At 73.9% G+C, this 25,943-nt stretch carries 21 protein-coding genes and 1 riboswitch; of the genes, 15 read left to right on the top strand and 6 right to left on the bottom strand.

The annotated features are described in order from the left end of the window. Positions 1 to 15: 15 nt before the first annotated feature. The 4 genes from VGI02_RS04450 to VGI02_RS04435 form a co-directional block, all read right to left on the bottom strand. Positions 16 to 549: an NUDIX hydrolase gene (locus tag VGI02_RS04450; protein WP_331626054.1), complete on the bottom strand. Its 534-nt coding sequence runs from the start codon at positions 547 to 549 to the stop codon at positions 16 to 18. Next, a complete protein-coding gene (locus VGI02_RS04445) occupies positions 546 to 1,928 on the bottom strand; it encodes a coenzyme F420-0:L-glutamate ligase (protein ID WP_331626053.1) in 1,383 nt (460 codons plus the stop codon). Before VGI02_RS04445 ends, VGI02_RS04450 begins: the two co-directional genes overlap by 4 nt. Next, complete coding sequence (gene cofD / locus VGI02_RS04440) at positions 1,921 to 2,883, bottom strand: 2-phospho-L-lactate transferase (RefSeq protein WP_331626052.1); 963 nt, start codon at positions 2,881 to 2,883, stop codon at positions 1,921 to 1,923. Before cofD ends, VGI02_RS04445 begins: the two co-directional genes overlap by 8 nt. Positions 2,884 to 2,945: 62 nt before the next feature. Beyond that, entirely contained in the window at positions 2,946 to 3,707 is a 762-nt protein-coding gene (locus VGI02_RS04435) for a site-2 protease family protein (RefSeq protein ID WP_331626051.1), read from the bottom strand. 301 nt (positions 3,708 to 4,008) lie between these two features. Here VGI02_RS04435 and VGI02_RS04430 point away from each other — a divergent pair, with 301 nt between their 5' ends. From VGI02_RS04430 to VGI02_RS04420, 3 genes are all read left to right on the top strand, one after another. After that, entirely contained in the window at positions 4,009 to 4,248 is a 240-nt protein-coding gene (locus VGI02_RS04430; RefSeq protein ID WP_331626067.1) for a WhiB family transcriptional regulator, read from the top strand. A gap of 196 nt (positions 4,249 to 4,444) precedes the next feature. Next, positions 4,445 to 8,131, top strand: coding sequence for a glycosyltransferase (locus VGI02_RS04425; protein WP_331626050.1), 3,687 nt, complete (start codon positions 4,445 to 4,447; stop codon positions 8,129 to 8,131). Positions 8,132 to 8,162: 31 nt separating this feature from the next. Beyond that, the gene (locus VGI02_RS04420) at positions 8,163 to 8,540 is read left to right on the top strand and encodes a VOC family protein (RefSeq protein WP_331626049.1); all 378 of its coding nucleotides are present in this window, start codon (positions 8,163 to 8,165) and stop codon (positions 8,538 to 8,540) included. Positions 8,541 to 8,543: 3 nt separating this feature from the next. Here VGI02_RS04420 and VGI02_RS04415 read toward each other — a convergent pair whose 3' ends face one another. After that, complete coding sequence (locus VGI02_RS04415; RefSeq protein ID WP_331626048.1) at positions 8,544 to 8,945, bottom strand: metallopeptidase family protein; 402 nt, start codon at positions 8,943 to 8,945, stop codon at positions 8,544 to 8,546. A 479-nt stretch (positions 8,946 to 9,424) separates the two neighbouring features. On the opposite strand from VGI02_RS04415, the gene VGI02_RS04410 reads away from it, so the two are divergent. From VGI02_RS04410 to VGI02_RS04380, 7 genes are all read left to right on the top strand, one after another. After that, positions 9,425 to 9,781: a DUF3499 domain-containing protein gene (locus tag VGI02_RS04410; RefSeq protein ID WP_331557234.1), complete on the top strand. Its 357-nt coding sequence runs from the start codon at positions 9,425 to 9,427 to the stop codon at positions 9,779 to 9,781. A gap of 177 nt (positions 9,782 to 9,958) precedes the next feature. Next, complete coding sequence (locus VGI02_RS04405; protein WP_331626065.1) at positions 9,959 to 11,341, top strand: phosphomannomutase/phosphoglucomutase; 1,383 nt, start codon at positions 9,959 to 9,961, stop codon at positions 11,339 to 11,341. Then, the gene (locus VGI02_RS04400; protein ID WP_331626047.1) at positions 11,338 to 11,601 is read left to right on the top strand and encodes a Trm112 family protein; all 264 of its coding nucleotides are present in this window, start codon (positions 11,338 to 11,340) and stop codon (positions 11,599 to 11,601) included. The genes VGI02_RS04405 and VGI02_RS04400 overlap by 4 nt, the downstream gene beginning before the upstream one ends. After that, positions 11,598 to 12,743 carry a phosphoheptose isomerase family protein gene (locus VGI02_RS04395; RefSeq protein WP_331626046.1) on the top strand — a complete coding sequence of 382 codons (1,146 nt, stop codon included), beginning with the start codon at positions 11,598 to 11,600 and terminating at the stop codon, positions 12,741 to 12,743. The genes VGI02_RS04400 and VGI02_RS04395 overlap by 4 nt, the downstream gene beginning before the upstream one ends. A gap of 83 nt (positions 12,744 to 12,826) precedes the next feature. Continuing rightward, a complete protein-coding gene (manA, locus tag VGI02_RS04390; protein WP_331626045.1) occupies positions 12,827 to 14,128 on the top strand; it encodes a mannose-6-phosphate isomerase, class I in 1,302 nt (433 codons plus the stop codon). A 62-nt stretch (positions 14,129 to 14,190) separates the two neighbouring features. After that, positions 14,191 to 15,141 carry a cation diffusion facilitator family transporter gene (locus VGI02_RS04385; protein WP_331626044.1) on the top strand — a complete coding sequence of 317 codons (951 nt, stop codon included), beginning with the start codon at positions 14,191 to 14,193 and terminating at the stop codon, positions 15,139 to 15,141. A 178-nt stretch (positions 15,142 to 15,319) separates the two neighbouring features. Further along, on the top strand, positions 15,320 to 16,873 hold the full coding sequence (locus VGI02_RS04380; protein ID WP_331626042.1) for an APC family permease: 1,554 nt from the start codon (positions 15,320 to 15,322) through the stop codon (positions 16,871 to 16,873). A 77-nt stretch (positions 16,874 to 16,950) separates the two neighbouring features. Here VGI02_RS04380 and VGI02_RS04375 read toward each other — a convergent pair whose 3' ends face one another. Next, positions 16,951 to 18,552, bottom strand: a complete 1,602-nt coding sequence (locus tag VGI02_RS04375; RefSeq protein ID WP_331626041.1) for a long-chain fatty acid--CoA ligase — start codon at positions 18,550 to 18,552, stop codon at positions 16,951 to 16,953. A 312-nt stretch (positions 18,553 to 18,864) separates the two neighbouring features. Then, a riboswitch (S-adenosyl-L-homocysteine riboswitch) is annotated at positions 18,865 to 18,945 on the top strand. Positions 18,946 to 19,078: 133 nt separating this feature from the next. On the opposite strand from VGI02_RS04375, the gene ahcY reads away from it, so the two are divergent. The 5 genes from ahcY (at position 19,079) to VGI02_RS04350 (ending at position 25,908) form a co-directional block, all read left to right on the top strand. Beyond that, positions 19,079 to 20,560 (top strand): adenosylhomocysteinase, encoded by a 1,482-nt coding sequence (gene ahcY / locus VGI02_RS04370; RefSeq protein WP_331626040.1) that lies wholly within the window; start codon positions 19,079 to 19,081, stop codon positions 20,558 to 20,560. Positions 20,561 to 20,708: 148 nt separating this feature from the next. Then, positions 20,709 to 21,413 (top strand): dTMP kinase, encoded by a 705-nt coding sequence (locus VGI02_RS04365; protein WP_414638195.1) that lies wholly within the window; start codon positions 20,709 to 20,711, stop codon positions 21,411 to 21,413. After that, positions 21,410 to 22,087: an MtrAB system response regulator MtrA gene (mtrA, locus tag VGI02_RS04360; RefSeq protein ID WP_331626039.1), complete on the top strand. Its 678-nt coding sequence runs from the start codon at positions 21,410 to 21,412 to the stop codon at positions 22,085 to 22,087. Before VGI02_RS04365 ends, mtrA begins: the two co-directional genes overlap by 4 nt. A gap of 72 nt (positions 22,088 to 22,159) precedes the next feature. Next, entirely contained in the window at positions 22,160 to 24,022 is a 1,863-nt protein-coding gene (gene mtrB, locus VGI02_RS04355; RefSeq protein WP_331626037.1) for an MtrAB system histidine kinase MtrB, read from the top strand. Between the two features lie 98 nt (positions 24,023 to 24,120). After that, positions 24,121 to 25,908, top strand: a complete 1,788-nt coding sequence (locus tag VGI02_RS04350; protein ID WP_331626036.1) for an LpqB family beta-propeller domain-containing protein — start codon at positions 24,121 to 24,123, stop codon at positions 25,906 to 25,908. Positions 25,909 to 25,943 lie beyond the last annotated feature (35 nt).

Raw genomic sequence — 25,943 nt, 5'->3', positions numbered from 1 at the left:
CCGCGCGCCGACCGGTCAGCCGGCCAGTGCCCGTCCGAAGGCGACCGCGTCGGGCAGCTGCGCCAACGGCCACCACCGCAGGTCGACCGATTCCTCGCTGCGCACCTCACGGGCCCCCGCCGGCGCCCGGACGAAGTAGCGGACGTCGAGGTGGCGGGTCGGGACCCCGAGCGAGCAGGTCACCGGGTGCACGTCGAGGTGCAGGGGCGACCCGGAGATCGTCAGACCCTCGATGCCCGACTCCTCGGTGGCCTCGCGCAGTGCGGCCCCGGCGAGCGTCGTGTCCTCGGGCTCGATGTGCCCGCCGAGCTGCACCCACCGCCCGACGCGGGGATGCAGGGTGAGCAGCGCGTTCTCGCCGGCGTCGTCCACCACGAGCGCCGACGCGGTGAGGTGCCCGGTCTCGCAGGAGCGCGAGCAGCCGTCGTCGCGGACGGCGAGGTAGGCGAGCAGGGCCTCGCGGATCGCGGATTGCGCGGCGTCGGGTGCTTCCCACGCGGTCAGCACGACGGTCGCGTCCGCGTGGACGGCCGCGGTCGGCGAGCTCACCGCTCCACCAGCCGGTCGTCCGGCCCGGTCTCCCCGCGCGCGGCGGGCGGCTCGGCCGGATGTCCGACGGCCACGGCTCCGAGGGGCTCCCACGAACCGGGCAGCGCCAGGACCGACCGCGTGATGTCCGCGGCGAAGATCGTCGAGCCCACCCAGCAGGAACCGAGCCCCTCGGCCGCGAGCGCCACGAGGAGTCCCTGCACCGCGGCCCCTCCCGCGACGGTGAACATGGACCGCTCGCAGTCGGCCCGGCGCTCGTCGGGGTAGTCGTGCGCGCCGCCCTCGTCGCCGCGCACGAGGAAGGGCAGCACCAGCTCCGGGGCCCGGCGGAGCAGGTCGCCGCGCGCCGTCCGCCGGGCGATCTGCTCGGCGGAGAACCCGTCGCCTCCGAGATCGGCGCGCCACGCCTCTTCCATCGCGTCGAGCAGCGCCGCGCGGCGGGCCGCGTCACGGAGCCACAGGAAGCGCACCGGCCGGGAATGGTGCGGCGCGGGCGCCGTCAGGCCCGCGGCGACCGCGCGCCGGACGGCGTCGGGGTCGACCGCGTCGTCGGCGAACGACCGGACGGACCGCCGGGACCCGACGGCCTCCTGCGCGCCCCGCGCGAGCGCCTCCGCGGTGCCCAGCCAGAACAGGTCCTCCTCGACGGGGCGCACCAGTTCGCCCGCCGAGCGCCCGGCCCCGATGAGGTGGCGCAGGCCGCGCACCACGGCCACCGGCACCCCACCGAGCTTGCCCTTGACCAGGTCGGCCGCGGCCGCCACCTCGTCCGCGACGGCGACCTCGGTGACGATCAGTTCGTTCCCCTGGGCGTCGACGGCGCCGCCGTAGCCGTGCAGCGCCACCAGGCCCGCTGAGCCGATGGCGGCGTCGGTCTGCCCGATCCGCCAGCAGCGGCCCATGGTGTCGGTGACGACGACGGCGACCCGCACCCCGAGCGCGGCGGAGAGCCCGGCGCGCAGCGTCTCCGCCGAGCCGTCCGGATCCTCGGGCAGGAGGGCGACCTCGTCGCCCGCGACGTTGGACCCGTCCACCCCGGCGGCGGCCTGCACGATCCCCAGGCGGTTGGTGACGATCTTCGTGCGGCCCTTGGTGGCGATCAGCCGCACGGTCTCCTCGTCGATGGCGGCGCGCCGGGCGGCGTCGCGCTCCTCGGGGTCACGGGGGACCGTGACGAGTCTGCCCTCGACCTTGGAGAGGACCTTCGAGGTGACGACGACGACGTCACCGTCGGCCAGGCTGCCGTCGAGGGCTCCGGCGAGCGCCGCGGTGAGGTCGTCGCCGGGCCGGAACTCGGGCAGCCCCGTCACGCCCCACGCGGTGACCGTCCCGGTGGCCGCGTGGTCGCCCGGCCCGGAGTGTTCCGTCGGCTCAGACACCCGCGAGCCCGACGACGTCGAGGGCCTCCCGGACCATGGCCGCGGTCGCGTCGGCGTCGCTCATCAGCAGCGGCACCGAGCGCACGGCGACCCCGGGGACGTCGGCGGTGTCGCCGGGGGCCACGAGCCAGCCGTCGAGCAGCCCGCCCTCGGACCGGGCGCCGTAATGGCGTCCGACGCCCTCGGCCGAGACGTCCACGCCGATCGCGGTCAGGCACGGCTCCGCCATCCCGCGGACCGCCTCCCCGCCGATGATCGGCGAGACCCCGACGACGGGTCCGGGGGTCTGGGCGAGGGCGGTCCGCAGGCCGGGGACGTCGACGATCGTGCCGATGCTGACCACCGGGTTCGACGGGGCGAGCAGGACGGCGTCGGCGTCGGCGATCGCCGCGAGCGCCGCCGGGCAGGCACCGGCCTGGTCGCGCCCCACCGAGGCGAACCCGTGGGCGGTCGGCACCGCGTGATGGCGGACCCACCACTCCTGGAAGTGCACGGCGCGGCGTTCCCCGGTCTCCGGGTCGTCGATCACGACGTGGGTCTCGATGCGGTCGTCGCTGGCCGGGATGAGCTCGACGCCGGGCGACCAGCGGCGGCAGAGGGCCTCCGTGATCTGCGAGAGCGGGTAGCCGGCCCGCAGCATCCGGGTGCGCACGAGGTGGGTGGCGACGTCCCGGTCGCCCAGCCCGAACCACGTCGGGTCGGCCCCGTAGGCCTCCAGCTCGGCCTTGACCGACCACGTCTCGTCGGCGCGCCCCCAGCCCTTGCCGGTGTCGATGCCGCCGCCGAGCGTGTACATGCACGTGTCGAGATCCGGGCAGACACGCAGCCCGTGCAGCCAGATGTCGTCACCGATGTTGACGACCGCGCGTACCTCGGCGTCGTCTCCGAGGGCGGCCAGCACTCCCTGCAGGAACCGCGCGCCTCCGACGCCTCCGACCAGAACCGTCACCTTCACACCGGTGATCGTGCCCCGACCCCCCGACAGCGCGCCGCTCCGGGGCCGGAATCGCCGACCGGTCAGCGCTGCCAGAAGAAGAACAGCTCCTGGCCGAGGCTCGCGAGGGTGCTGTCGCCGCCGACTGCGCCGTAGATGAACGACGCGAACGCGAACAGTGCGCTGGCGACCGGGCGCACGAACACCAGCAGCGCGAACAGGACCAGCGGGGCGTAGGGCGCGAAGCGGGACACCGAGGCGCGGGTCGAGTACGAGAGGTACGGGTCGATCACGCCCCAGCCGTCCAGACCGGGGATCGGCAGGATGTTGAGGATGAACGCGAGCACCTGGATGAGCGCCAGGAAGGACATCCCGGCGCCGAGCAGGGGCGGGACGAACGGCACCACGACGGCCAGCACGAAGGCCAGGAGCAGGTTCATCAGCGGCCCGGCGATCGACACCGCGCTGGCCGCGGCCCGGGACCGCAGGGCCGAGCGCTGGATCCACACCGCGCCGCCGGGCAGCGGGATCCCGCCGATCAGCAGGAAGAGCAGCGGGAGCACGAACGTCAGCCCGACGTTGGCGTAGCGGCGGATGTCGAGGCTCAGGTAGCCGAGCCCGCGCACCGAGTGGTCGCCGCAGCGGTCGGCGACGAGCGCGTGGGAGAACTCGTGCAGGCACAGCGACACCGCCCAGCCCGCGAGGACGAGGATCACGACACCCGCCGTGACCGGGATCCTGGTCCCGATGAGGGTGAGCGCGCCTCCGGCCGCCGTCACGAGGACGAGTCCGAGGAAGATCGGGCTGATCCGGGGGGAGCTCCGGGCGGAGAACACGCTGGCCACGGCTCCAGTGTCCCAGGCCCGCGGTACCGTCCTTCGCCACGCTGTGTTGATGACGAGGCCTCTCGCGTTCACCGCACGTGACGACCGTCCGTCGCGACATGCGGCCGGTTGTGTGGCTCGGCTTGACCCACACGGAACGACACGGCTGTAATTCACTACGAGGTACGCCGGTGCGGGGCCGGCGCTCCGCCAGCTGGGGAGTGCTAGCGGTGAGGGAGGCCGTGTGAACGGTGCGGAGAGCGGGTCGGTGGTGCTGGGCAGCGTTGGATCTGACGGGTCGCGGGATGTTCTCGGTGAGCTGATGGCCATTGCGGGCGAGGACGAGCAGGAGTGGCAGGAGCGCGCGCTGTGCGCTCAGACCGATCCTGAGGCGTTCTTCCCGGAGAAGGGCGGCTCCACCCGGGAGGCCAAACAGATCTGCAACAGCTGCGACGTCAGGTCCGAGTGCTTGGAGTACGCCCTCGGGCACGACGAGCGCTTCGGAATCTGGGGTGGGCTGTCGGAACGGGAGCGCCGTCGGCTCAAGCGCCGCGTCGTGTAGGCGCGCGCGTCGGGCCGGGGCGTCCGGTCGTGGTCGCAGGGACCTCTCTCGGGCCCCCGGCCACACCCCTGACGGTGGCGCAGTGGCGCCCTTCTAGTCTCGGGGCGGCCCGGTGCACGCCGGGACCCGACGACGTCGCGACGATCGCGGTGGGGGCGAGGACGCCCCTGCCGTGCCCGCGGGAGGGACGGACGCGGTGGCTCCGACGGCGCCCGTGCTGGCCGTACTGGTCTGCCATGACGGCGAGACCTGGCTGCCCGAGACGCTCGGCGCCCTCGGGCGTCTGACGGTGGGCCCGCGCCGGGTGATCGCCGTCGACACCGGCTCGACGGACTCGACGCCGGATCTGCTCCGTTCCTCCAATCGGGTCGACGTCATCCTCGACCTCCCCCGGGACACCGCCTTCGGCACCGCGATCGCCGCGGCCGTGGCGGACGCCGATCGCCGCTGGGGCGGGAGACGCAGCGAAGCGGAGCTCGACCCGAAGACACAGTCGGGCGGCGAGCGCAGCACCGGCGAGTGGCTCTGGGTGCTGCACGACGACGCCGCCCCCGAGCCCTCCTGTCTCGACGTGCTGCTCTCGGTGGCGGAGTCCTCGCCCGCGGTGGCGATGCTCGGGCCGCTGCAGCTCGACTGGGACGACCCGCGCCTCGTCGTCGAGGCGGGCCTCTCCACCGACGCCTCCGGGCACCGCCAGACGGGGATCGGCTCCGACGAGCTCGACCTCGGGCAGTTCGCCACGAACTCCGAGGTCCTCGCCGTCGGCTCCGCCGGGGCGCTCGTCCGCCGCCGCGAGTGGGATGCGCTCGGCGGGTACGACTCCGCCTACGGCCTGCTGCGCGAGGACGTCGACCTCGGCTGGCGGATCAACCGCGCAGGCGGCCTGGTGCTCTGCGTGCCCTCGGCCCGCCTCCACCACGCCCGCGCCGCCAGCACCGGGAATCGCGGTCTCGACGCCGCCGGGTCCGACGGCGCCGCCCCGCCCACCCTGCGCACCGTCGACCGGCGCAACGGGCAGTGGACGGTGCTCGCCAACGTCTCCGGCCCGGCGTTCGCGCTGGGCCTGGTGCGCCTGCCCGTGCTCGCGGTGCTGCGCGCGCTGGGCTTCCTGCTCCTGCGCAGGCCCGCCGCGGCCGCCGCCGAGCTGGGCGCCGTCGGCCGGGTGCTCGCCGACGTGTCCGACCTCAGCGAGGCCCGCAGGCGCCGGGTCCCCGCCGGGGCCGGGGTGCCCCGGGGGATGCGCGGCCTGCTGACCAGCCGCACGACCCGGCTGCGCAACGCCCTCCAGGGCGGCCTCACCCGCGTGATCCGCGCCCGGATCCGCGACGAGCTCGACCTCGGTCGTCTGCCCGACTGGGCCGACCGGCCGACGCGGGCCGCCGCGTCCTCCGTCGCCGCCGGCTCGGCAGGCGCCGACGGTGTCGAGGAGGGGTCGCTGCTCGTCGGGCAGGACGCCCTGCCCGTCGGGGCCACCGCTCCGAAGCGCAGTACGCGGCGCAAGGCCGGGCTGCGTCGCCCCGGCGAAGGGGTCGGCGTCACGCTCGCCGCGGCCGGTTCCCCCGACGGGGTCCCTGCCGGCCCGACCGAGCTGATCGTCTCGCCGCACGCCGAGACCTCCGTGGTCGGCATCCCCGGCCAGCGGCACGTCAGCGCGGAGCGGTCGGCGGCCGACGACGAGGCGCTCGTCGTCGTCCCGATCACCGTCGGGCGGGTGCTGCGCGAGCTCCTGCTCGCGCCGCCGCTGCTCATGGTCCTCGCGCTGACCGGGGTGTCGCTGCTGGTCAACCGCTCGCGGCTCGGGCTCGACCTGGCCGGCGGGCGGATCCGGGCGCTGCCCGAGCTGGGCGCGCTGTGGAGCTCCTACCTCGCCGAGTGGCACCCGGTCGCGGGCGGCACCGCCGCTCCCGCGTCGGCCGCCCTCGCCGTCGTCGGGGTCCTCGGCGGGATCCTCTGGCCGGTCGCCGGGCCCGACGGGCCCGCGGCCGCGGTCTCGCTGCTGCTGATCGGCGCCCTGCCCCTCGCCGCGCTGTCCGCCTACCACTCGACCCGCGGGATCCGCGTCGGCCGAGTGCTGCGGGCGCTCGCCGCGTCGATCTACGCGCTGCTGGGGATCGCCGGGGCCGCGGTCGCGCAGGGCAGGCTCGACGGCGTCGTCGCGGTGGTCCTGCTGCCCCTGGTCCTCGCCGGGGTCGCCGCCGTGCTGCGTGGCAGCCGCGTCGAGGGCCGCCGCGGCTCCTGGTGGAGCGCGGCGGCCGGGACGGTGCTGCTGCTCGCGGTGGTCTCCGCGTTCGCGCCCCTCGTCCACGTGCTCGTGCTCGTCGTCGTGGTGGTCGGGTTCGTCCTGGTCCCGGCACCCGCCGGGGCCGCCGGGCGCCGGGCGGTCGCGCTCGGCGTCGTCGTCGTGCTGCCCGTCCTGCTGCTGCTGCCGTGGCCGTCGACGTTGCTGCGTGCTCCGCAGATCCTCGTGCACGGCACCGGCTCGCCGGTGCTCGAGCACTTCTCCGGTGCCCTCGAGGTGCTCTCGCTCGACCCCGGCGGGCCCGGGTCGCTGCCGGTGGTCGGGCTGATCGTGCTCGTGGCCGCGATCGGCGGGGCGATCCTCGCGCCGCGGCGCAGCGTCGCGCCGGGTCTCGCGATCACCGTGCTCGGCGTGGTCGCCGCGGGGATCGTCGGCTCGGTCGCGCTCCCGCCGCTCTCCGGCGGCGACGCCCGCCCCGGCTGGACGGGTCCGGCGCTGGCGTTCGCCGCCTGCGGGACCCTGTGGACGCTGCTCGCGCTGGTCGCCGAAGCGCAGGTCACGCCCCTGGGCGCGCTCGTGACCGGGCGCAGCGGCCCGAGGCACCGGCCCGCCCCGCGCCGCCGCGGCGAGTCCGAGATCGACCTGGGCCCGGACGGCGTCCTCACCCGGGTCGGCGGTGGCACGCGCAGCGCGGCCTCGCGGATCGGCACCGTGGTGGGCTCCCGGCTGCGGACCCGTCGTGCCGCGGAGGGCGCGGGTGGTCGCCGGGCCCGCGGAGCCGCCGTGCCGGTGACGGCCGCCGTGGCCGTCGCCCTCGCCGTGTCGGCGGTGCTGCTCGCCGCGGGCGGGCCGCTCGCCCCGCGCCCGGCACCCGCGCTCGACCCCACGCTCGCCGGGAAGCTCACGGCCGCCGGGGCGACCGTCGCCGACGTCGGCCTCGCCCGCCTGCCCGACGGTCCCGGCTACGCGCTCGACGCCGACCTCACGCGCCGGTCGGGGCCCGACCTGGCCCGCTACGGCGACGACGACCTCGCGCCGGTCGGCGCAGCGCCCGCCCGCCTGACCCGCGACGTCACCGCGCTGCTCTCCGGTGACCCCGCCACCGTGCAGGCCGGGGCCGCCGAGCTCGCCACCGCGGGCACGGCCGCCGTCGTGCTGCCCGACCCGGCCGTCGCCGACCGCGCCAAGGCGGCCGGGACCCCCCTGCTCACCGACGCGCCGCCGACCAGCGACGGCCGCCCGGTGCTGTCCATCGGCCTGCCCGCTGCAGGCGCGGTGATCCTCGAGCCGCCGGTCTCCGACGACGCCACCGACGCCAAGGCCGCACCGCGACGCGCGTCGGGCATCACCCCGCTGCCCGCGACGCCGCCGACGGTGGGCGTGCAGATCTCCTCCGGCGCCGACCGGCGGCTCGTGGTGCTCGCCGCGGAGCGCGAGTCCGGGTGGAACGCGACGGTCAAGGGCGAGCCCGTCCCGCTGGTCTCGGCCTGGGGCCACCTCGTGGCGGTCGGGGTGCCCGGGGGCGGCGGCCCCGTGGTGATCTCCCGGGACGACACGCTGCGGGAGCTCCTCCTGCTCGGACAGCTCGCCCTGGTGCTGTTCACGGCGGTCTCCGCGCTGCCGTCGCGCCGGAGACTGGACTGACTGTCGGTCCTCGGGGCTAGCGTCCCGCGGTGTGATCGATCACTTCGGGTTCCCGGTCGCCGACGTCGACGCCTCCGTCGCGACCTATCTGCGCGTGTTCGCGCCGCTCGGCATGCAGGAGGCGATCCGCATCCCGCACGAGGGCAGCGCCGTCGTCGGGCTCGCCGGGCCGGCCGGCGTCCCGCAGTTCTGGCTCACCCCCGGTGGTGCGCTCGGCAGCGAGCTGCACGTCGCGTTCAGCGCGGCCGACCGTGCCGCGGTCGACGCGGTGCACGCGGCGGCCGTCGAGGCCGGGGTCGAGGTGCTGCACGCGCCGCGGGAGTGGCCGGAGTACCACCCGGGCTACTACGGGGTGTTCCTGCGCGATCCCGACGGGCACAACGTCGAGGCCGTGACCCACGGGTCCTGAGGGCTACTCCTCGCCGTCCACCGTGTCCGGCTCGACGCCGAGGTACTCGGCGACCTGCTCCACGAGCACGTCGTGCAGCAGGTCCGCGAGGTCCTCGCCGTCGAGCGCGCGCGCCTCGAGCGGGCGGCGGTAGAGCACGATGCGGGCGCGGGTGGCGGCGCCGCGGCGATCCACGCCCGCGGGCACGAGCCGCGCGAGCGGGACCTCCCCGTCGCCGACCACGCCGTCCTCGTCCGGGGCCGCGTCGTTGATCTCGGGCACGTCGTCCACCGCGACGTCGAGGTCCTCGAGCTCCGTGCCCCAGCGGTCCTCGATCGGCTCGAGGGCTTCCAGGACGACGGCGTCGAAGCGCTCGGCCCGGGTCCGGGCCGCGGGCGAGCCCGCGGGGTAGAGCGGGGCGCGCATGCCGCGCCCGCGCCGATCGCGGCGCCGCCTCGGGCGGGCCGGCAGCGGGGGGCGCGCCGAGCCGCGATCCGACCGGTCCGGGTCCCGGGCGCCGGTCCGCGTCCCACCTCTCGCCACGGCGAGCGAGCCTACGCCGCCGCGACCCCGGTGGGCGTGCGGCCGGGAGAGTGGCCTGCCTCGACCCTTGATCATCAGCACATGGGGCAGGTCTCGTGGCGGCGCGGGCTGCCTGGTGTGCCCCTCGTGGGCGGGGGCCCGGCGTGATCACGAGTTCGGGAGCGACACGTGCAAGATTCGGTGCGACACGCTCCCGAAGTTCAGATCGTCGCCCCGCGCGGGCCGGAGCGGGGTCGCTCCGGGCCGGATCGTCCGGAGACGACCGGGATGTGACCGGACGGTGACGTCAGAGCTCCGACGCGCCGAGCGCGCCTGTGCGGCGCCGGAGTCCGAGGCGACTATGGTTTCGCCTCGTGCGAGGAGTGCGGAAGTGCTCACGGACCGGGTGCGGCCGGGCGGCCGTCGCCACGCTGACGTACGTCTACTCCGACTCGACGGCAGTTGTGGGTCCGTTGGCGACCAGTGCGGAGCCGCACTCGTATGACCTCTGTGAGCACCATGCGCTGCGCCTCACCGCCCCCCGGGGCTGGGAGGTCGTGCGCTACGAGGGCGAGTTCCCGTCCGAGCCGTCGGCCGACGACCTCACCGCGCTCGCCGAGGCGGTGCGGGAAGCCGGTCGGGCGGAGCCACCGAGCGAGGCCGTCGGGCAGGTGGGCGCGGTCGCGGGTACCGGACGGCGAGGCCACCTGCGCGTCCTGCCGGACCCCTCCGGCTCCTGACGGCCAGGCCCGCAAGGCCCTGACGTCGGGGCCCACGAGCCGCCCGGCGACCCGCACACCATCGGGTGGCCGCCGTGCCGCACGGTGTCGGGGTCGGCCGATACGCTGGCCGACGTGAGCAGTTCAGCGCCAGCTCAGCACGCCGGCACCGAGACCGCGGACGCCGCGCGCGCCCGGGTGGTCAGTCAGGTGATCAAGGCCTACGACGTCCGGGGCCTCGTCGGGGAGCAGCTCGACGCCGCCTTCGTCCGCGACGTCGGGGCCGCGTTCGCCCAGCTGCTGATCGGCGAGCAGGGCGGGGCGCCGGCCAACGGGATCGTCGTCGGGTACGACATGCGGGACTCCTCGCCGGAGCTCGCCGCCGCGTTCGCCGAGGGCGTGACCGGCCTCGGGGTCGACGTCACCGAGATCGGCCTGGCCAGCACGGACATGCTCTATTACGCGTCCGGCGCGCTGGACGCGCCCGGCGCCATGTTCACCGCGAGCCACAACCCGGCGCGCTACAACGGCATCAAGCTCTGCCGCGCGGGCGCGAGCCCGGTCGGGCAGGACACCGGGCTCGACGAGATCGCCGCGCTGCTCGACCAGGGGCCGGGCGCGGCCGCGAACTCCGAGCCCGCGGGCTCCGCGGGCACCGTCTCGCAGCGCGACCTCCGGGACGACTACGCGGCCTACCTGCGCAGCCTCGTCGACCTCTCCGGCATCCGGCCGCTGTCGCTCGTCGTCGACGCGGGCAACGGGATGGCGGGCTACACCGTGCCCGCCGTGCTGGACCCGCTGCCGATCGACGTGCACCCGCTCTACTTCGAGCTCGACGGCACCTTCCCGAACCACGAGGCCAACCCGCTCGACCCCGACAACCTCGTCGACCTGCAGCGCGAGGTGTGCAACCTCGGCCACGTCGACGCGGGCCTGGCCTTCGACGGCGACGCGGACCGCGTGTTCCTCGTCGACGAGCTGGGCGAGGCGGTGAGCCCGAGCGCGATCACCGCGCTCGTCGCCACCCGGGAGCTGGCCAAGGAGCCGGGCGCGACGATCATCCACAACCTCATCACCTCGCGCGCCGTCCCGGAGATCGTCACCGAGGCCGGCGGCAGGCCCGTGCGCACCCGCGTCGGCCATTCGTTCATCAAGGCGACGATGGCCCAGACCGGCGCGATCTTCGGCGGCGAGCACTCGGCGCACTACTACTTCCGCGACTTCTTCCGTGCCGACTCCGGGATGCTCGCCGCGCTGCACGTGCTGGCCGTGCTCGGCGCGCAGGACAAGCCGCTCTCGGAGCTGATGGCGCAGTACTCGCGCTACGCGGCGTCGGGTGAGGTGAACTCCACCGTGGACGACCCGCAGGCGAGGATGGTCGAGGTGGAGGAGCTCTACGGCGACCGTGAGGACGTCACCACCGACACGCTCGACGGGCTGACGGTCTCGTTCGAGAACGGGGACTGGTTCAACCTGCGGCCCTCGAACACCGAGCCGCTGCTGCGCCTGAACGTCGAGGCGTCGGACGCCGGTGCGGTCGCCGCGCTGCGCGACGAGGTGCTCGCGGTGGTGCGCCGATGAGCGCGGGAGCGGGCCCGCTGGGCCTGGACCCGGTGCTGCTCGAGATCCTCGCATGCCCGGCGCCGGACCACGGCGCGCTGCGGCCGGGGACCCCCGACGACGAGTCCGCCACCGCCCTGACCTGTCAGAGCTGCGGGCGGATCTATCCGGTCACCGAGGGAATCCCGGTCCTGCTCCTCGAGGAGGCCACCGGGGGACCCGACGACGACGGATCCACGCACCAGGGCGGCGGGTCCGCCGGGACACCAGCGGGCGGGTGAGCGCCGTGCTCGACGAAGCACTGCTCGAGGACACCGGTCGGTTGCTCGACGCCGACCGGGCGGGGCTGCTGCGCGCCGCGGCGACGGCCGGCGCCCAGGTGCGCGCCACGTGGGCCGCGGCCGTCGAGGCCGGGGTCGGGTCGCAGGGCGCCCTGGACGGGCTACGCCCGCGGGCCCTGGTCCTGCTCGCGCGCGCCGGGACCGAGCAGGCCGCGGCGCGTCTCGTCGCCGCGCTGCTCGCACCGACCTGCCCGTGCCCGGTCGTCGTCACCGACGTGGCTCCGCCGTGGCTCGGGCCGCTCGACGTCGTCGTGGTCTCGCATCGTGGCTCCGACCGCGACCCGGGCGACGCACTCATGGCGGACGCGGTCGACCGCGCGGTCCGGCGCAGCGCCCACGTCGTCCTCACCGGCCCGGCCGACGGCCCCGCGCCCGCGGCGGCTGCCGGGCGGGCGATGCAGGTCGTGCCGCGCATCCCCGGGCTCAACGGCTTCTCCACCGCGACCGACCTCGCGGCGACGCTGGCCACCACCCGCGCGCTCGGTCTCCTCGAGGTCGACGGCGAGGCCCTCGCCGACCGGCTCGACGACGAGGCCGAGCGCAGCGGTCCGCGCCACGAGGCGTTCGTCGCCCCGGCCAAGGCGCTCGCGCTCCGCCTCGCCGATCACACCCCGCTGCTGTGGGGCACCGATCCGGTGGCGACCGCGCTGGCGGGCTACGGCGCCGTCGTGCTCGCTGCCCACGCCGGCGTCGTCGCGCACTCCGGGCCGGTCGCGGGCGCGACCGCGGTGCCGGCGCTCGCCGCCAAGCTGGAGTCCGGCGCGTCCGCCGACTCGATCTTCGCCGACCCGTTCGACGACCCGGGCGGGGACGGGCTCCCGCCGCGCCTGGCCGTCGTCTCCGTCCGGGAGGACGTCGCCACCCGCCGGCTGTCCTCGGAAGCTGCCCGACGCTGGCCGTCGGCGGACGTGATCGAGATCGACGACGTCGAGCTCGCGGGGGACTCCCCGGGCCACGACGCGGTCCGCGCGGGCGTGCTCGGCCTGCGGCTGGACTTCGCGGCGCTCTACCTGGGCATCGCGACCGGGACGACGGGTGCCGACCCGGCGGACGCGGCACGCCCCGGCGTCGGGGCCGGGTGACCGACGTCCTGGCCCGTCCGGGCCCGCCGGCGGGGCATCGACCGGTCGGGCCGCCGACACACCACGGGACGTGAGGGGGAGTTGTGGAACTGCTCGAGGGGACCGTGCGCCCCTACGCATGGGGCTCGCGGACGCACATCGCGGCGCTGCTCGGCGAACCCGTCCCGTCGCCGCACCCGGAGGCCGAGCTGTGGCTCGGCGCGCACCACGACGCGCCGTCGCGACTGGTCGAGCGGACGGGCGGGAGCACCCTGCTCCAGGCGCTCGCCGAGGACCCGGACGGGACGTTCGGCGCCGGACGCGCGGAGCGCTGGCAGGGCCGCTTCCCCTTCCTGCTCAAGGTCCTCGCCGCGGACGAGCCGCTGAGCCTGCAGACGCACCCGTCGGCGGAGCAGGCGGCGGCCGGCTTCGCCCGCGAGGAGTCGACGGGCGTGGCGCGGAGCGCGCCGGAGCGCAACTACCGCGACCCGCTGCCGAAGCCGGAGATCCTCTGCGCCCTCGAGGAGTTCCACGCGCTCGCCGGGTTCCGGGACGCCTCGGTCACGGTGCGCCTGCTGCGGGCCCTCGACGTCGACTGCCTCGCCCACCACACCGAGCTGCTCGCCGCCCAGCCCGACCCGGACGGGCTGCGCGCGCTGTTCACCACCTGGATCACCCTCCCGCAGCGCACCGTCGACCAGCTGGTGCCCGCGCTGCTCGACGCCTGCGTGCGCCTGGCGAAGACCCCGGGGTCCCCCGGCGCGCACGGCGGTGAGTTCGAGCGCGACGTCCGCACCCTGCTCGACCTGGGGGAGCGCTACCCCGGGGACGCGGGCGTGCTCGCCGCGCTGCTGCTCAACCGGGTGGTGCTCGCCGAGGGCGAGTGCCTCTTCCAGCCGGCAGGCTCGCCGCACGCCTACCTGTCGGGGTGCGGCATCGAGCTGATGGCCAACTCCGACAACGTGCTGCGCGCCGGGCTCACCCCCAAGCACGTCGACGTCCCGGAGCTGCTGCGGATCCTCGACTTCCGCTGCGGGCCCCCGCCCGCGATCCAGCCCCGGGTGGAGGGCCCGCGCGCGGTGTTCACCGCGCCGAGCGAGCACTTCCGCCTGGTGCGCCTCGACGTCGGTCCCGACGACGGCCCGGTCGACCTCGGCATCGACGGCCCCCGCATCGTGCTGGTGGTGCGGGGCGACGCCGAACTGCGCGCCGGGGGTGGGCGGACCGTCGCGCTCACGCGGGGCCGGGCGGTGTGGGCCCCGGCCGCCGACGGCGCGGTGACCGTCGAGGCCGGGCCGGGGCGGGCGCTCGTGTTCGCGGCGGGCGACGGCTGGACGGCAGACGCGAACAGCGGCGGCGCCGACATCGGGGACGGGGACATCGGGTCGGTCGGCGGGGCCGACTAGATTGCCGCGGGCCGGACACGGTGCCCGGTTCGTCCCCGTCATCAGCCCTGGAGGAGGTCGCGGTGTCCGCATCCGGAGGCTCCAAGGCGATCGTCGCCGCCCTGTCCGCCAACGCGGGGATCGCGGTCGCGAAGTTCGTCGGCTTCGCGATCACCGGGTCGTCGTCGATGCTCGCGGAAGGCGTCCACTCGGTCGCCGACACCGCGAACCAGGGCCTGCTGCTGTTCGGCCGCAAGCGGGCCGCGCGGGCCGCCACGCCCGCGCACCCGTTCGGCTACGGGCGGGATCGCTTCTTCTACTCCTTCGTGGTCGCCCTGCTGCTGTTCAGCCTCGGGTCCGTCTTCGCGATCTACGAGGGCGTGCACAAGCTGTCCGCGCCCGAGGAGCTCACGAGCCCCGTCGTCGCGATCGTCATCCTCGTGGTGGCGATCGGGCTGGAGGGCTACAGCTTCATGACCGCCGTCGGCGAGTCCCGCGAGCTCAAGGGCGACGCGACCTGGTGGGGCTTCATCCGCCAGTCGGTCAACCCCGAGCTGCCCGTCGTGCTCCTGGAGGACACCGGGGCGCTGGTGGGGCTCGTGTTCGCCCTCGCGGGCGTCGGGCTCTCCGTCGCGACCGGCGATCCGATCTGGGACGCGATCGGCACCATCGCGATCGGCATCCTGCTCGGGGTCATCGCGGCCGTCCTCATCGTGGAGACGAAGAGCCTGCTGATCGGCGAGGCCGCACGGCCGCCGCTGATCGCCACGATCACGGCCTCGCTGGTCGGTGGGCCGGTGGAGCGCGTCATCCACCTGCGCACCCAGTACATGGGGCCCGAGGAGCTGCTGGTGGCCGCCAAGATCGCGGTGCCGGGAAGCCTGCCGACCGAGACGGTCGCCGAGGCGATCGACGCCGCCGAGGCACGGCTCCGCGCGAGGGTCCCCGAGGCACGGATCATCTATCTCGAGCCCGACCTCGACCGCACCGGCTCCGAGGACGGACTCGACCCCTCGCTCGACCCCACGCCGTAGACCCGGTGCTCCGTGCGGGCGAACTCTCTGCGCCCGATCCGGGCCCATGTGCTCCACGAAGCGGTCCACTGGTACGAACCTCCGCAGGCTGCGGAGCGCACCAGGGTCACTGTGAGTATGGTCCCCGTCACCGCACAGGCGGACAGACGGACAGTGATCGCACGAAAGGGGGCCGGGCATGGCAAGTCCCACACGATCGGGAAGTCTCTTCCGGACGAAGTCGGTCGAGCAGTCGATCGCCGACACCGACGAGCCGGACAGCAAACTGCGCCGCGAACTGGGCGCTCTGGATCTGACGGTCTTCGGCGTCGCGGTCCTCATCGGGGCGGGCATCTTCACGATCACCGCGCGGACCGCCGGTGACGTGACCGGCCCCGCGATCGCGGTCTCGTTCGTCATCGCCGCGATCGCCTGCGGGTTCGCCGGGCTGTGCTACGCCGAGTTCGCCTCGACGGTGCCGGTGGCGGGCAGCGCCTACACGTTCTCCTACGCGACGTTCGGCGAGTTCATCGCCTGGATCATCGGCTGGGACCTGATCCTGGAGTACGCGCTCGGCGCCGCGACGGTCGCGAAGAGCTGGTCGTCCTACCTCGGCAAGATCTTCGACGTGCTCGGGCTCGGCGACAGCACGTCGTTCACCATCGGCGCGGTCGAGGTCGACTGGGGCGCGATCCTCGTGATCGCCGCTCTCACCGCCATCCTGGTCATGGGCATCAAGCTCTCCAGCCGGGTGTCGACGATCATCACCTCGATCAAGCTCCTGGTCGTCCTCTTCGTGATCATCCTCGGGGCGACCTACATCAAGGCGGTCAACTACACCCCCTTCATCCCGCCGGCCGAGCCGCCCAAGGCCGGGTCCAGCGGGCTCGAGTCCTCGCTGTTCTCACTGCTCGTCGGCAGCGAGGGCAGCACCTACGGCGGGTTCGGCCTCCTGGCCGGGGCGTCGCTGGTGTTCTTCGCGTTCATCGGGTTCGACGCCGTCTCGACGACGGCCGAGGAGACGAAGAACCCGCAGAAGGACCTCCCGCGCGGCATCCTCGGCTCGCTGGCCGTGGTCACCGTCCTCTACGTCGCCACGTCGCTGGTGCTCGTCGGGATGGTCAACTACACCCAGCTCAAGAGCACGCCCGACGGTGAGAACAAGACCCTCGCCGACGCGTTCACCCTGGTCGGCGCCAACTGGGCGTCGACGATCATCGCGGTCGGTGCGCTGGCGGGCCTCACCACGGTCGTCCTCGTGCTCATGCTCGGCCAGAGCCGCGTGTTCTACGCGATGAGTCGCGACGGCCTGCTCCCGCGGGGGCTGGCGAAGACGGGCAGGTTCGACACCCCGAGCACGATCACGATCATCATCGGGACGGTCTGCGCGCTCATCGCCGGGCTCATGCCGATCACGACCATCGAGGAGATGGTCAACATCGGCACGCTGTTCGCGTTCGTGCTGGTCGCGATCGGGACCTGGGTGCTGCGCGTCAAGCAGCCGAACCTGTCCCGCAGCTTCACCGTGAAGGCGCTCCCGGTGGTCGCCACCCTCGCGGTGATCTCGTGCCTGTGGCTGATGCTGAACCTCAGCGCCGAGACCTGGCTGCGGTTCATCCTCTGGATGGTGATCGGCGTCGTCGTCTTCTTCGCCTACTCGCGCCGCAACTCCGTGCTGGGCCGGCGCGAGCGGGGCGAGGAGTCGAGCGTGACGGCCTCGTCGTCGTCCTCGTCTTCGACGTCCTCCTCCTGACAGCGCTAGGTGCGCTTCGCGCTCGTGAGCACTTTCCGGTGCCATAGCACCGGAAAGTGCTCACGAGCCGGAGGCACCTACCCGACGAACTTCTCGCGCAGCGTCTTCTTCGAGAACTTCCCGGTCGAGGTCTTGGGCACCTCGTCGATGAACTCGACGTCGTCGGGGACCTGCCACTTCGCGACGCGCGTGAGCAGGTACTCGCGGACCTGCTCGGCGGTGAGCTGCGAGCCCGCGCGCACCACCACGCAGGCCAGCGGGCGCTCCGACCATTTCTCGTCCGGGATCGCGATGACCGCGGCCTCGGCGACCTCGGGCATGGCCATGATCTCGTTCTCCAGGTCCACCGAGGAGATCCACTCACCGCCGGACTTCACGAGGTCCTTGGTGCGGTCGACCAGCTTGACGTAGCCGTACCGGTCGATGACCGCGACGTCGCCGGTGCGCAGCCAGCCGTCCTGGGTGAACTGCTTCCCGCCGTCCTCGTTGAGGTAGTACGAGCTCGCGATCCACGGCCCGGACGCCTGCAGCTCCCCGGAGGTGACGCCGTCCCAGGGCTGGATCTCGCCGGTGTCGGGGTCGGCCAGTCGCAGGTCCACGAGCGGCGCCGGCTGGCCTGCGGTGGCCCGGATGTCGGCGAGCTCGTCGTCGGGAAGGCCGTCGTGGATCGAGCGCAGGAGCCCCGTCGTCGCGATCGGGCTGGTCTCGGTCATGCCCCAGGCCTGCGTGATCGGCAGCCCGAGCTTCTCCCGCCACGCCTCGGACAGCGAGCGCGGCACCGCGGAACCGCCGCACAGCACCAGTCGCAGGTCCGGCACGTCCTCGCGGGAGAGCTCGGGCAGTACACCCATCCAGATCGTCGGCACCCCGGCCGTCAGCGTGATGGGGTGATCGCGCAGCATCCCGGCGATCGCCTTCGGCACCATGTTCGGGCCGGGCAGCACCAGGGACGCGCCGGCGAAGACCGCCGCGTACGGGGTCCCCCAGGCGTTCGCGTGGAACATCGGCACGATCGGCAGCACCACGTCCCGCTCGACCAGCCCGGCGACGTCGGCGATGAGCACCGCGATCGAGTGCAGCACCGTCGAACGGTGGGAGTACACGACACCCTTGGGGTTGCCGGTGGTCCCGGACGTGTAGCACATGGCCGCGGCCCGGTTCTCGTCGTCGACGACGAACCGGCCCGCGAACGGCTCGACCGAGGCGAGCAGTTCCTCGTGGTCGACGATCCGCTCGTCGTCGGGAACGGGCGTGTCCGACCCGTCGTCGATCACCACGAACTTCCGGACGTGCGGCATCTGGTCCGCGAGCGGCCACAGCTGCCCGAAGAGGGAGCGCTCGACGAAGATCACGTCGTCGTCGGCGTGGTTGACGATGTAGACGAGCTGCTCGGTGAACAGCCGGATGTTCAGGGTGTGCAGCACCCGGCCGGTGCACGGGACGGCGAAGTACAGCTCGAGGTGGGTCGGCGTGTTCCAGCAGAACGTCCCGACCCGCGCGTCGTGCGGGATCTCGAGCGCGTCGAGCGCGGCGGCGATCCGCCGGACCCGCACGGCCCAGTCCGCGTAGGTCGAGGTCGTCACGGTGCCCCCCACCCCGACCCCCGTCACCGTCTTGTGGCCGAAGATCTGCTCGGCTCGGTGGAAGACGTGGGGCAGGGCGAGGGGGGTGGTCTGCATCTGTCCGAGCACGGCGAGGGCCTCCTGGGGCGCACACGGGGGCGGGACGACGAGACTACGGCGACTGTGGTCCCGGTCATACCGTTCGGGTGGTCCCGGTCATACCGTCCGCGCCACAGCGGTCCCGGCGGCCGCGACCGACCGGCGGACCGTCGCGGTGTGACCTGGTCGACGCCGACCGGACGGACCCGCTGGCGACCTGCGGCGGGGCCGTCCTGAGACGTGCGCCCGGGTGCGTCCCGTCTTGACCGTCCCCACGGCCTGTGTGAGTGTCGTTTCCACGGCAACAGGTCGCACGCCATGTGCGACGGGCCTGGCGAGTGGCGCTGCAACGGACACATCGTGTCCGCCACGCTCGACAGGGCTCCGAAGCATCAAGGGCGCCTCCAGATGGTGGAGGACCGTGCTCTGGAAGCCCACGCGGCCGCGGGAGTTGGGTTGTTCCCCCCCGCCGCCGCCGGGATACGTCAGTCATCGGTCCGCCCACCGGACACCCGACGAGTTCACACCGACCGGATGAGGAGTCATGGCAGCAGTAGGGACGACGCACGAGAAGTACGCCGAGAAGAACGGGATCGACTACGCGGTCGCCGACCTCGGTGAGGCCGACTTCGGCCGCCGGGAGATCCGGCTGGCCGAGCACGAGATGCCGGGCCTGATGACGCTGCGCCGGGAGTACTCCGAGGCCAAGCCGCTGAAGGGCGCTCGCGTCTCCGGCTCGCTGCACATGACCGTGCAGACCGCGGTGCTCATCGAGACCCTGGTCGAGCTCGGTGCCGAGGTCCGCTGGGCCTCCTGCAACATCTTCTCCACCCAGGACCACGCGGCCGCCGCGGTCGTCGTCGGCCCGCACGGCACCCTCGACAAGCCCCAGGGCGTCCCCTGCTTCGCCTGGAAGGGCGAGTCGCTGGAGGAGTACTGGTGGTGCGCCGAGCAGATGATGACGTGGCCCAACTCGGACACCCGCGGCCCGAACATGATCCTCGACGACGGCGGCGACGCCACGATGCTCGTCCACAAGGGCGTCGAGTTCGAGAAGGCCGGCGTCGTCCCGAGCGTTACTGCCGAGGACCCGGCCGAGTACCAGGTCGTGCTCGAGACGCTGCGCCGCAACCTCGAGGCCGACCCGCAGCACTGGACCAAGGTCGCGGCCGGCATCAAGGGCGTCACCGAAGAGACCACGACGGGCGTCCACCGCCTGTACGAGTTCGCCAACGAGGGCAAGCTGCTCTTCCCGGCGATCAACGTGAACGACTCGGTCACCAAGTCGAAGTTCGACAACAAGTACGGCTGCCGCCACTCGCTCATCGACGGCATCAACCGCGCCGTCGACGTGCTGATCTCCGGCAAGAAGGCCGTCATCGCCGGCTTCGGTGACGTCGGCAAGGGCTCCGCCGAGTCGCTGCGTGGCCAGGGCGCCCGCGTGACCGTCACCGAGTCCGACCCCATCTGCGCGCTCCAGGCGCTCATGGAGGGCTACGACGTCGACACGCTCGAGAACGTGATCGACGAGGCCGACATCGTCATCACGACGACCGGCAACAAGGACATCGTCACGCTCGACCACATGAAGCGGATGAAGCACCAGGCGATCCTGGGCAACATCGGCCACTTCGACAACGAGATCCAGGTCGAGAAGCTCGAGAAGTCCGGCGCCGCCCGGATCAACATCAAGCCGCAGGTCGACGAGTGGAAGTTCGACGACGGCCACTCGATCATCCTGCTGTCCGAGGGTCGCCTGCTGAACCTCGGCAACGCGACCGGGCACCCGAGCTTCGTCATGTCGAACTCGTTCGCCAACCAGACGATCGCGCAGATCGAGATCTTCACCAAGCCCGGTGAGTACCCGATCGGCGTGTACCGCCTGCCGAAGCACCTGGACGAGAAGGTCGCGAAGGTCCACGTCGAGGCGCTCGGCGCGGAGCTGACCAAGCTCACCAAGGAGCAGGCCGAGTACATCGGCGTCGACGTCGAGGGCCCGTACAAGCCGGAGCACTACCGCTACTGAGTTCGCGGTAGGCCGGAGCACGTTCTGACCGAAGGGCCCCTTCTCTCGATCCAATCGAGCGAAGGGGCCCTTCGTCCGTGTCGGGGTGGACCGGGACGCCCGGCCCTGGACCCCGGTCACACGCCCTCGATGGCTAGCGTGGTCGCCCGTGGGTGTCATGGTGGCCGTCGAGGGCCTGGACGGTGCGGGCAAGGCGACGCTGGTCGACGCCCTCGGCCGGGCCGCCCGCGCGCGCGGGGCCACGGTCGCGACGCTCGCGTTCCCCCGCTACGACGACGACGTCCACGCCGCGCTCGCCGGGGAGGCGCTGCACGGGGAGCACGGGGACACCGCGGCCTCGGTGCACGCCATGGCGCTGCTGTTCGCGCTCGACCGCCGTGCCGCCGCCCCGGCGCTCGAGCACCTGCGCGCCGAGCACGACCTGGTCCTCGTCGACCGGTACGTCGCCTCCAACGCCGCGTACGGCTCGGCGCGCCTGCACCAGGGCGTGGGGGAGTTCACGGCGTGGGTGCGGGCCACCGAGATCGAGCGCTTCGCCGTGCCCGCGCCGGACGCCCAGGTGCTCGTGCGGGTGCCGCCGGATCTGGCCGCGCAGCGGGTCCGGGAGCGCGCCCAGGCGGCACCGGACCGGGATCCCGACGGCTTCGAGGCCGACGCAGCGCTCCAGCAGCGGTGCGCCGAGGTCTACGACCGGCTCGCCGCCGAGCACTGGTGGAGCCGCTGGTGGGTCGCCGAAAATCGGCATTCGGGGGACGAAGCGCTCACCCGGACGGCTGACACAGTGATTAGTGCCGTGCTCACCGCGGAGTTCGCTCCCGGATCGTCGGTGAGAAGTGACACCATTGAGACATGAGCTCTCGAATCCTCGTCGTGGACGACGACTCCTCGCTCGCCGAGATGCTGACGATCGTCCTGCAGGGCGAGGGTTTCGACACGACGATCGTGTCCGACGGGGCCCAGGCACTGCCGACGGTCCGCGAGTCCGCACCGGACCTCGTGCTGCTCGATCTCATGCTGCCCGGGATGAACGGGATCGACGTCTGCCGGGCGATCCGGGCGGAGTCGGGCGTGCCGGTCGTGATGCTCACCGCGAAGACCGACACCGTGGACATCGTCCTGGGCCTGGAGTCCGGCGCCGACGACTACATCGTCAAGCCGTTCAAGCCCAAGGAGCTCGTGGCGCGCATCCGGGCCCGGCTGCGCCAGTTCCCCACCGAGCCCACCGAGCAGATGCAGATCGGCGACGTGACGATCGACGTCCCGGCCCACCAGGTCCGGCGCGGGGGCTCGCCGATCCCGCTCACCCCGCTGGAGTTCGACCTGCTCGTGGCGCTCGCCCGCAAGCCGCGCCAGGTCTTCACCCGCGAGGTGCTGCTCGAGCAGGTCTGGGGCTACCGGCACGCCGCCGACACGCGGCTGGTGAACGTGCACGTCCAACGGCTGCGCTCGAAGGTCGAGAAGGACCCGGAGCACCCGGAGGTGGTGCTCACCGTGCGCGGCGTCGGATACAAGGCCGGCCCGCTCTGACCGACCCCGCTCTGACCGACCCCGCCCTGACGCGAGGCCGTCCGGGCGAGCGGAGCGACGGGGGAACCCGCCGTGGCTGACCGCATCGCAGGCCTGCGTCGTCGCCTCGAGCTCGCCCTCGCCGAGCGGGTCGGGGCCGTCCGCGTGCTCTGGCGCCGATCGATGCAGCTGCGCGTGGTGCTGTCCACGGTCGCGATGTCCAGCGTCGTCGTGCTGGTGCTGGGTCTCGTCCTGCAGACCCAGATCGCCGACCGCCTGCTCCAGGGCAAGCAGCAGGCCGCGCTGATCCAGGCCGACATCAGCCGTCAGAACCTCGAACGGGACCTCGCCCGTATCGACCCCGACCGCGACGGCACCCAGGCCACCCTGGACGAGGCGCTGGACCGGCTGACCTCCTCCGGCTCCGGGGCCGACTCGCGCGACGCGGGCGCCTTCGAGGCGGTGCTGGTCGCCGGCACCGAGGCCCTCGGTGCGGCGGGCACGGGCACCTCGTCGCCGCCCCCGGACCAGGGCGACGCCGAGCCGTCGTCGGGACCCTCGGACGTCGTCCCCCCGCAGCTGCGCGACCCGGTGCTCAAGGGGTTCCTGGCGACCAAGTACGTCACGGTGTCCGCCGCGGGCCGACCCGACGTGCCCGCCCTGATCGTCGGCCAGCCGGTGCGCACCGCGGGACGCAACCTGCAGCTCTACCTGATCTTCCCGCTGTCGGCGGAGCAGCGGACCCTCTCGCTCATCCAGTCGACCCTCGCGCTGGCGGGCCTCGCCCTGCTGGGCCTGCTCGCGGGCATCTCGAGCATCGTCACCCGCCAGGTGGTGCGCCCGGTCCGCCAGGCGGCCGACGTCGCCGAGCGCTTCGCGGACGGGCACCTCGACGAACGCATGCCGGTCTACGGCGACGACGAGGTCGCCCGGCTGGCGGAGTCCTACAACGAGATGGCGGCGAGCATCCAGCAGCAGATCCACCAGCTCGAGGAGTTCGGTGCGCTGCAGCGGCGGTTCACCTCCGACGTCAGCCACGAGCTGCGGACCCCGCTGACGACGGTGCGCATGGCCGCCGAGGTGCTCCACGCCCAGGCCGAGGACCTGGACCCGATCGCGCAGCGCTCCGCCCAGCTGCTGGTCGCCGAGCTGGACCGCTTCGAGTCGCTGCTCGGCGACCTGCTCGAGATCAGCCGCCTCGACGCGGGCGTGGCCGAGCTGGCGATCGAACGCGTCGACATCGGGGACATCGTGCGGCGCTCCGCCGAGACCGTGCGCCACCTCGTCGAGGAGTCCGCCACCCCGCTGCTGCTCGACCTCACCGAGGACGCCGACGCCGAGGTCGACCCGCGCCGCGTCGAGCGCATCCTGCGCAACCTGCTCGCCAACGCCATCGACCACGGCGAGAGCAGGCCCATCGAGGTACGGGTCACGGCTGACGAGCACGCCGTCGCCGTCGTCGTGCGCGACCACGGGGTCGGGCTCAAGCCCGGCGAGGCGGGGCTGGTGTTCAACCGGTTCTGGCGTGCCGACCCGTCGCGTCAGCGCCGCAGCGGCGGGACCGGGCTGGGTCTGGCGATCAGCCTCGAGGACGCCCGGCTGCAGGGCGGCTGGCTGCAGGCCTGGGGCGAGACCGACCACGGCTCGGTGTTCCGGCTGACCCTCCCGCGCACCGCCGGTGACCTGCTGCGGACCAGCCCGCTGCCGCTCATCCCGGTGACCGCGGCGCCCGCCGAGGCCGAGCCCGGCATCCAGGAGGCGGCGGTCACCACCGGGACCGCGCTGCCCCCGCCCACCGGGGAGATCCCGGCGATACGCACGGGCGACGACGACGAGGGCCCCGCAGGCGACGACGAGCCCCCGGAGACCGACCGGCCGGAGACCGACCGGCCGGAGAACGTCCGGCCGGAGAACGACCGGCCGGGGGCCGTCTCGGGTCGCGGGGAGATCTGGTGAGCCGAGTCAGCGGTGGCCCGTCGCTGACATCTGACGTCAGCAATGAGGGGAGCACGCCGACAGGGCCACGCTCACATCGTCGGCGGCTGCTCGCGGCCGTGCTGGGCCTGGTGGGGCTGCTGCTCGTCGGGTGCGCGACGGTGCCCGGCTCGTCCGACGTCACCGTGCTGCGCCGGGTCGGCGATCCGGCCGAGCCGAGCGCACCGCCCGGTCCCGCTCGCGGCGCGGGGCCGCTGGAGATCGTCCGCGGCTGGATCCTGGCCTCGGGGGCCACGGCCGAGCGGCACAGCGCTGCCCGGGCGTTCCTCTCCCCGCCCGCGGCGGGCTCCTGGGACGACGGGTCCTCGCCGACGGTGGTGTCGGACCGGGTCGACACGGTGTTCTCGCAGGGCAGTGGACAGTCGGGGACGGCGTCGGTGCGCATCCGCGCCGACAAGCTGGGCACGCTGCGCCCCGACGGGGCGTTCGTGCCCGCCGCCGGGACCGTCGACGTCGCCGTCGGGCTGACGCAGAACAACGGCGTCTGGCGCCTCTCCTCGGTCCCGCCGGGCACGATCGTGCGGCGCTCCGACCTGCGGGCGAACACCCGCCCGGTCCGCGTCTGGTTCCTCGCCGCGGTCGGCGGCGCGCCGGTGGGGGAGACGCGCTACCTCCCGACCAGCCCCGTCCGCTCGGTGCCCGCGCGCGTGCTCGACGAGCTGTTCTCCGGCCCGTCCGACGCGCTGCGGGGCGCGGCGCTGTCGGCGCTGCCGCCCGGGGTGCTGCTGGGCCGGGCGGTCGGCAGCACCTCCGACGGGGTCACGACGGTGGACCTCACCCGGGCCGGGTCGGTGGCGTCGATGGACGAGGCCCGGCGCACCGAGATCGCCCAGCAGATCGTCCTCACCCTCGCGGGCGTCGGCGTCGACCGTGTCCAGGTCACCGTCGACGGCACCCCGCTGCTCGAGGGCCGCCCGCAGCTCGGGGTCTCCGACGTGCTCGCCGGCCTGCCGCCCACGGTCCGCGACCGTCAGGACCTCCCCAGCGACCGGACCGCCGGCGACGCGGCCGCGACCCCGCCCGCCGTCGTCGTCACCGGCGGTCGGGTGCGAGCCGTCCCGCAGGACACGGCGTCGGGGGGCGATGCGGGGCGGCCCGCCGCGCCCGACCTCGTCACCGGGGTCGACGACGCCCGCAGCGCGAGCATCTCGCCCGACGGCCGGGACGTCGCGGTCGTCGGGCTGGAGGGCCCGACGATGCGCCTCGCCGTCGGTCGTGCCGGGGCCGCGGCAGCGCCGACGTCGATCACCGGGACGACGATGACCCGCCCGTCGTGGACCCCGGACGGCTCGGAGGTGTGGACGGTCGTCGACGGCAGGCCGGTGCGGGCGGTGCGCACCGGGTCGTCGCCGGACTCGTCGGTGCTCACCCCGGTCGCGCTCGACACGGCACCGCTCGCGGGACTCGGGCCGATCGTCACGGTGCGGCTCTCCCCGGACGGCACGAAGGTCGCCCTGGTCGCGGGAGGGCGGGTGGTCATCGCGACGGTGATGCGCGACGCCGGCGGGGGCGCGCAGCTCGGCGCGGTCCGGGTCCTGCGCCCGGGGCCCGCGGCGGAGGCCCTCGACGGGGTCCTCGACGTCACCTGGTCGCAGACCGACCGGCTGGTGGCCGTGGGCGCCGGGCTCGGTCATCCCGTGCAGCTCGCCTCGGTGGACGGTCTCGACCTCGACGACGGCCCCACCACCAACCTGACGCCGCCGGTCACCGCGGTCGCGGCGGCGCCGGACCGTCCGACGCTCGTCGTCGACCAGGGCGGGCTGTGGTCGCTGCCCGCGGACGGTGGCGAGGTCTGGAGCTCGGTGCCGGGCGGGTCGAACACCTCGGTGCCGGCCTATCCCGGCTGACCCTCCCCCTCCTTGTCAGCGATGCGGCACCGCTG

This window comes from Actinomycetospora sp. (genome assembly GCF_036497245.1).
Classification (GTDB): Bacteria; Actinomycetota; Actinomycetes; order Mycobacteriales; family Pseudonocardiaceae; genus Actinomycetospora.
This window is presented reverse-complemented; position numbering and strand designations above follow the sequence as displayed.

Bases quoted from the DNA above. Each gene is read 5' to 3' on its own strand.
- VGI02_RS04430 (WP_331626067.1), top strand. From the start codon at position 4,009: ATGGCCATTGCGGGCGAGGACGAGCAGGAGTGGCAGGAGCGCGCGCTG.
- VGI02_RS04415 (WP_331626048.1), bottom strand. From the start codon at position 8,945: ATGCGCGCCCCGCTCTACCCCGCGGGCTCGCCCGCGGCCCGGACCCGG.
- VGI02_RS04400 (WP_331626047.1), top strand. From the start codon at position 11,338: ATGAGCGCGGGAGCGGGCCCGCTGGGCCTGGACCCGGTGCTGCTCGAG.
- VGI02_RS04380 (WP_331626042.1), top strand. From the start codon at position 15,320: ATGGCAAGTCCCACACGATCGGGAAGTCTCTTCCGGACGAAGTCGGTC.
- VGI02_RS04375 (WP_331626041.1), bottom strand. From the start codon at position 18,552: ATGCAGACCACCCCCCTCGCCCTGCCCCACGTCTTCCACCGAGCCGAG.
- ahcY (WP_331626040.1), top strand. From the start codon at position 19,079: ATGGCAGCAGTAGGGACGACGCACGAGAAGTACGCCGAGAAGAACGGG.
- mtrA (WP_331626039.1), top strand. From the start codon at position 21,410: ATGAGCTCTCGAATCCTCGTCGTGGACGACGACTCCTCGCTCGCCGAG.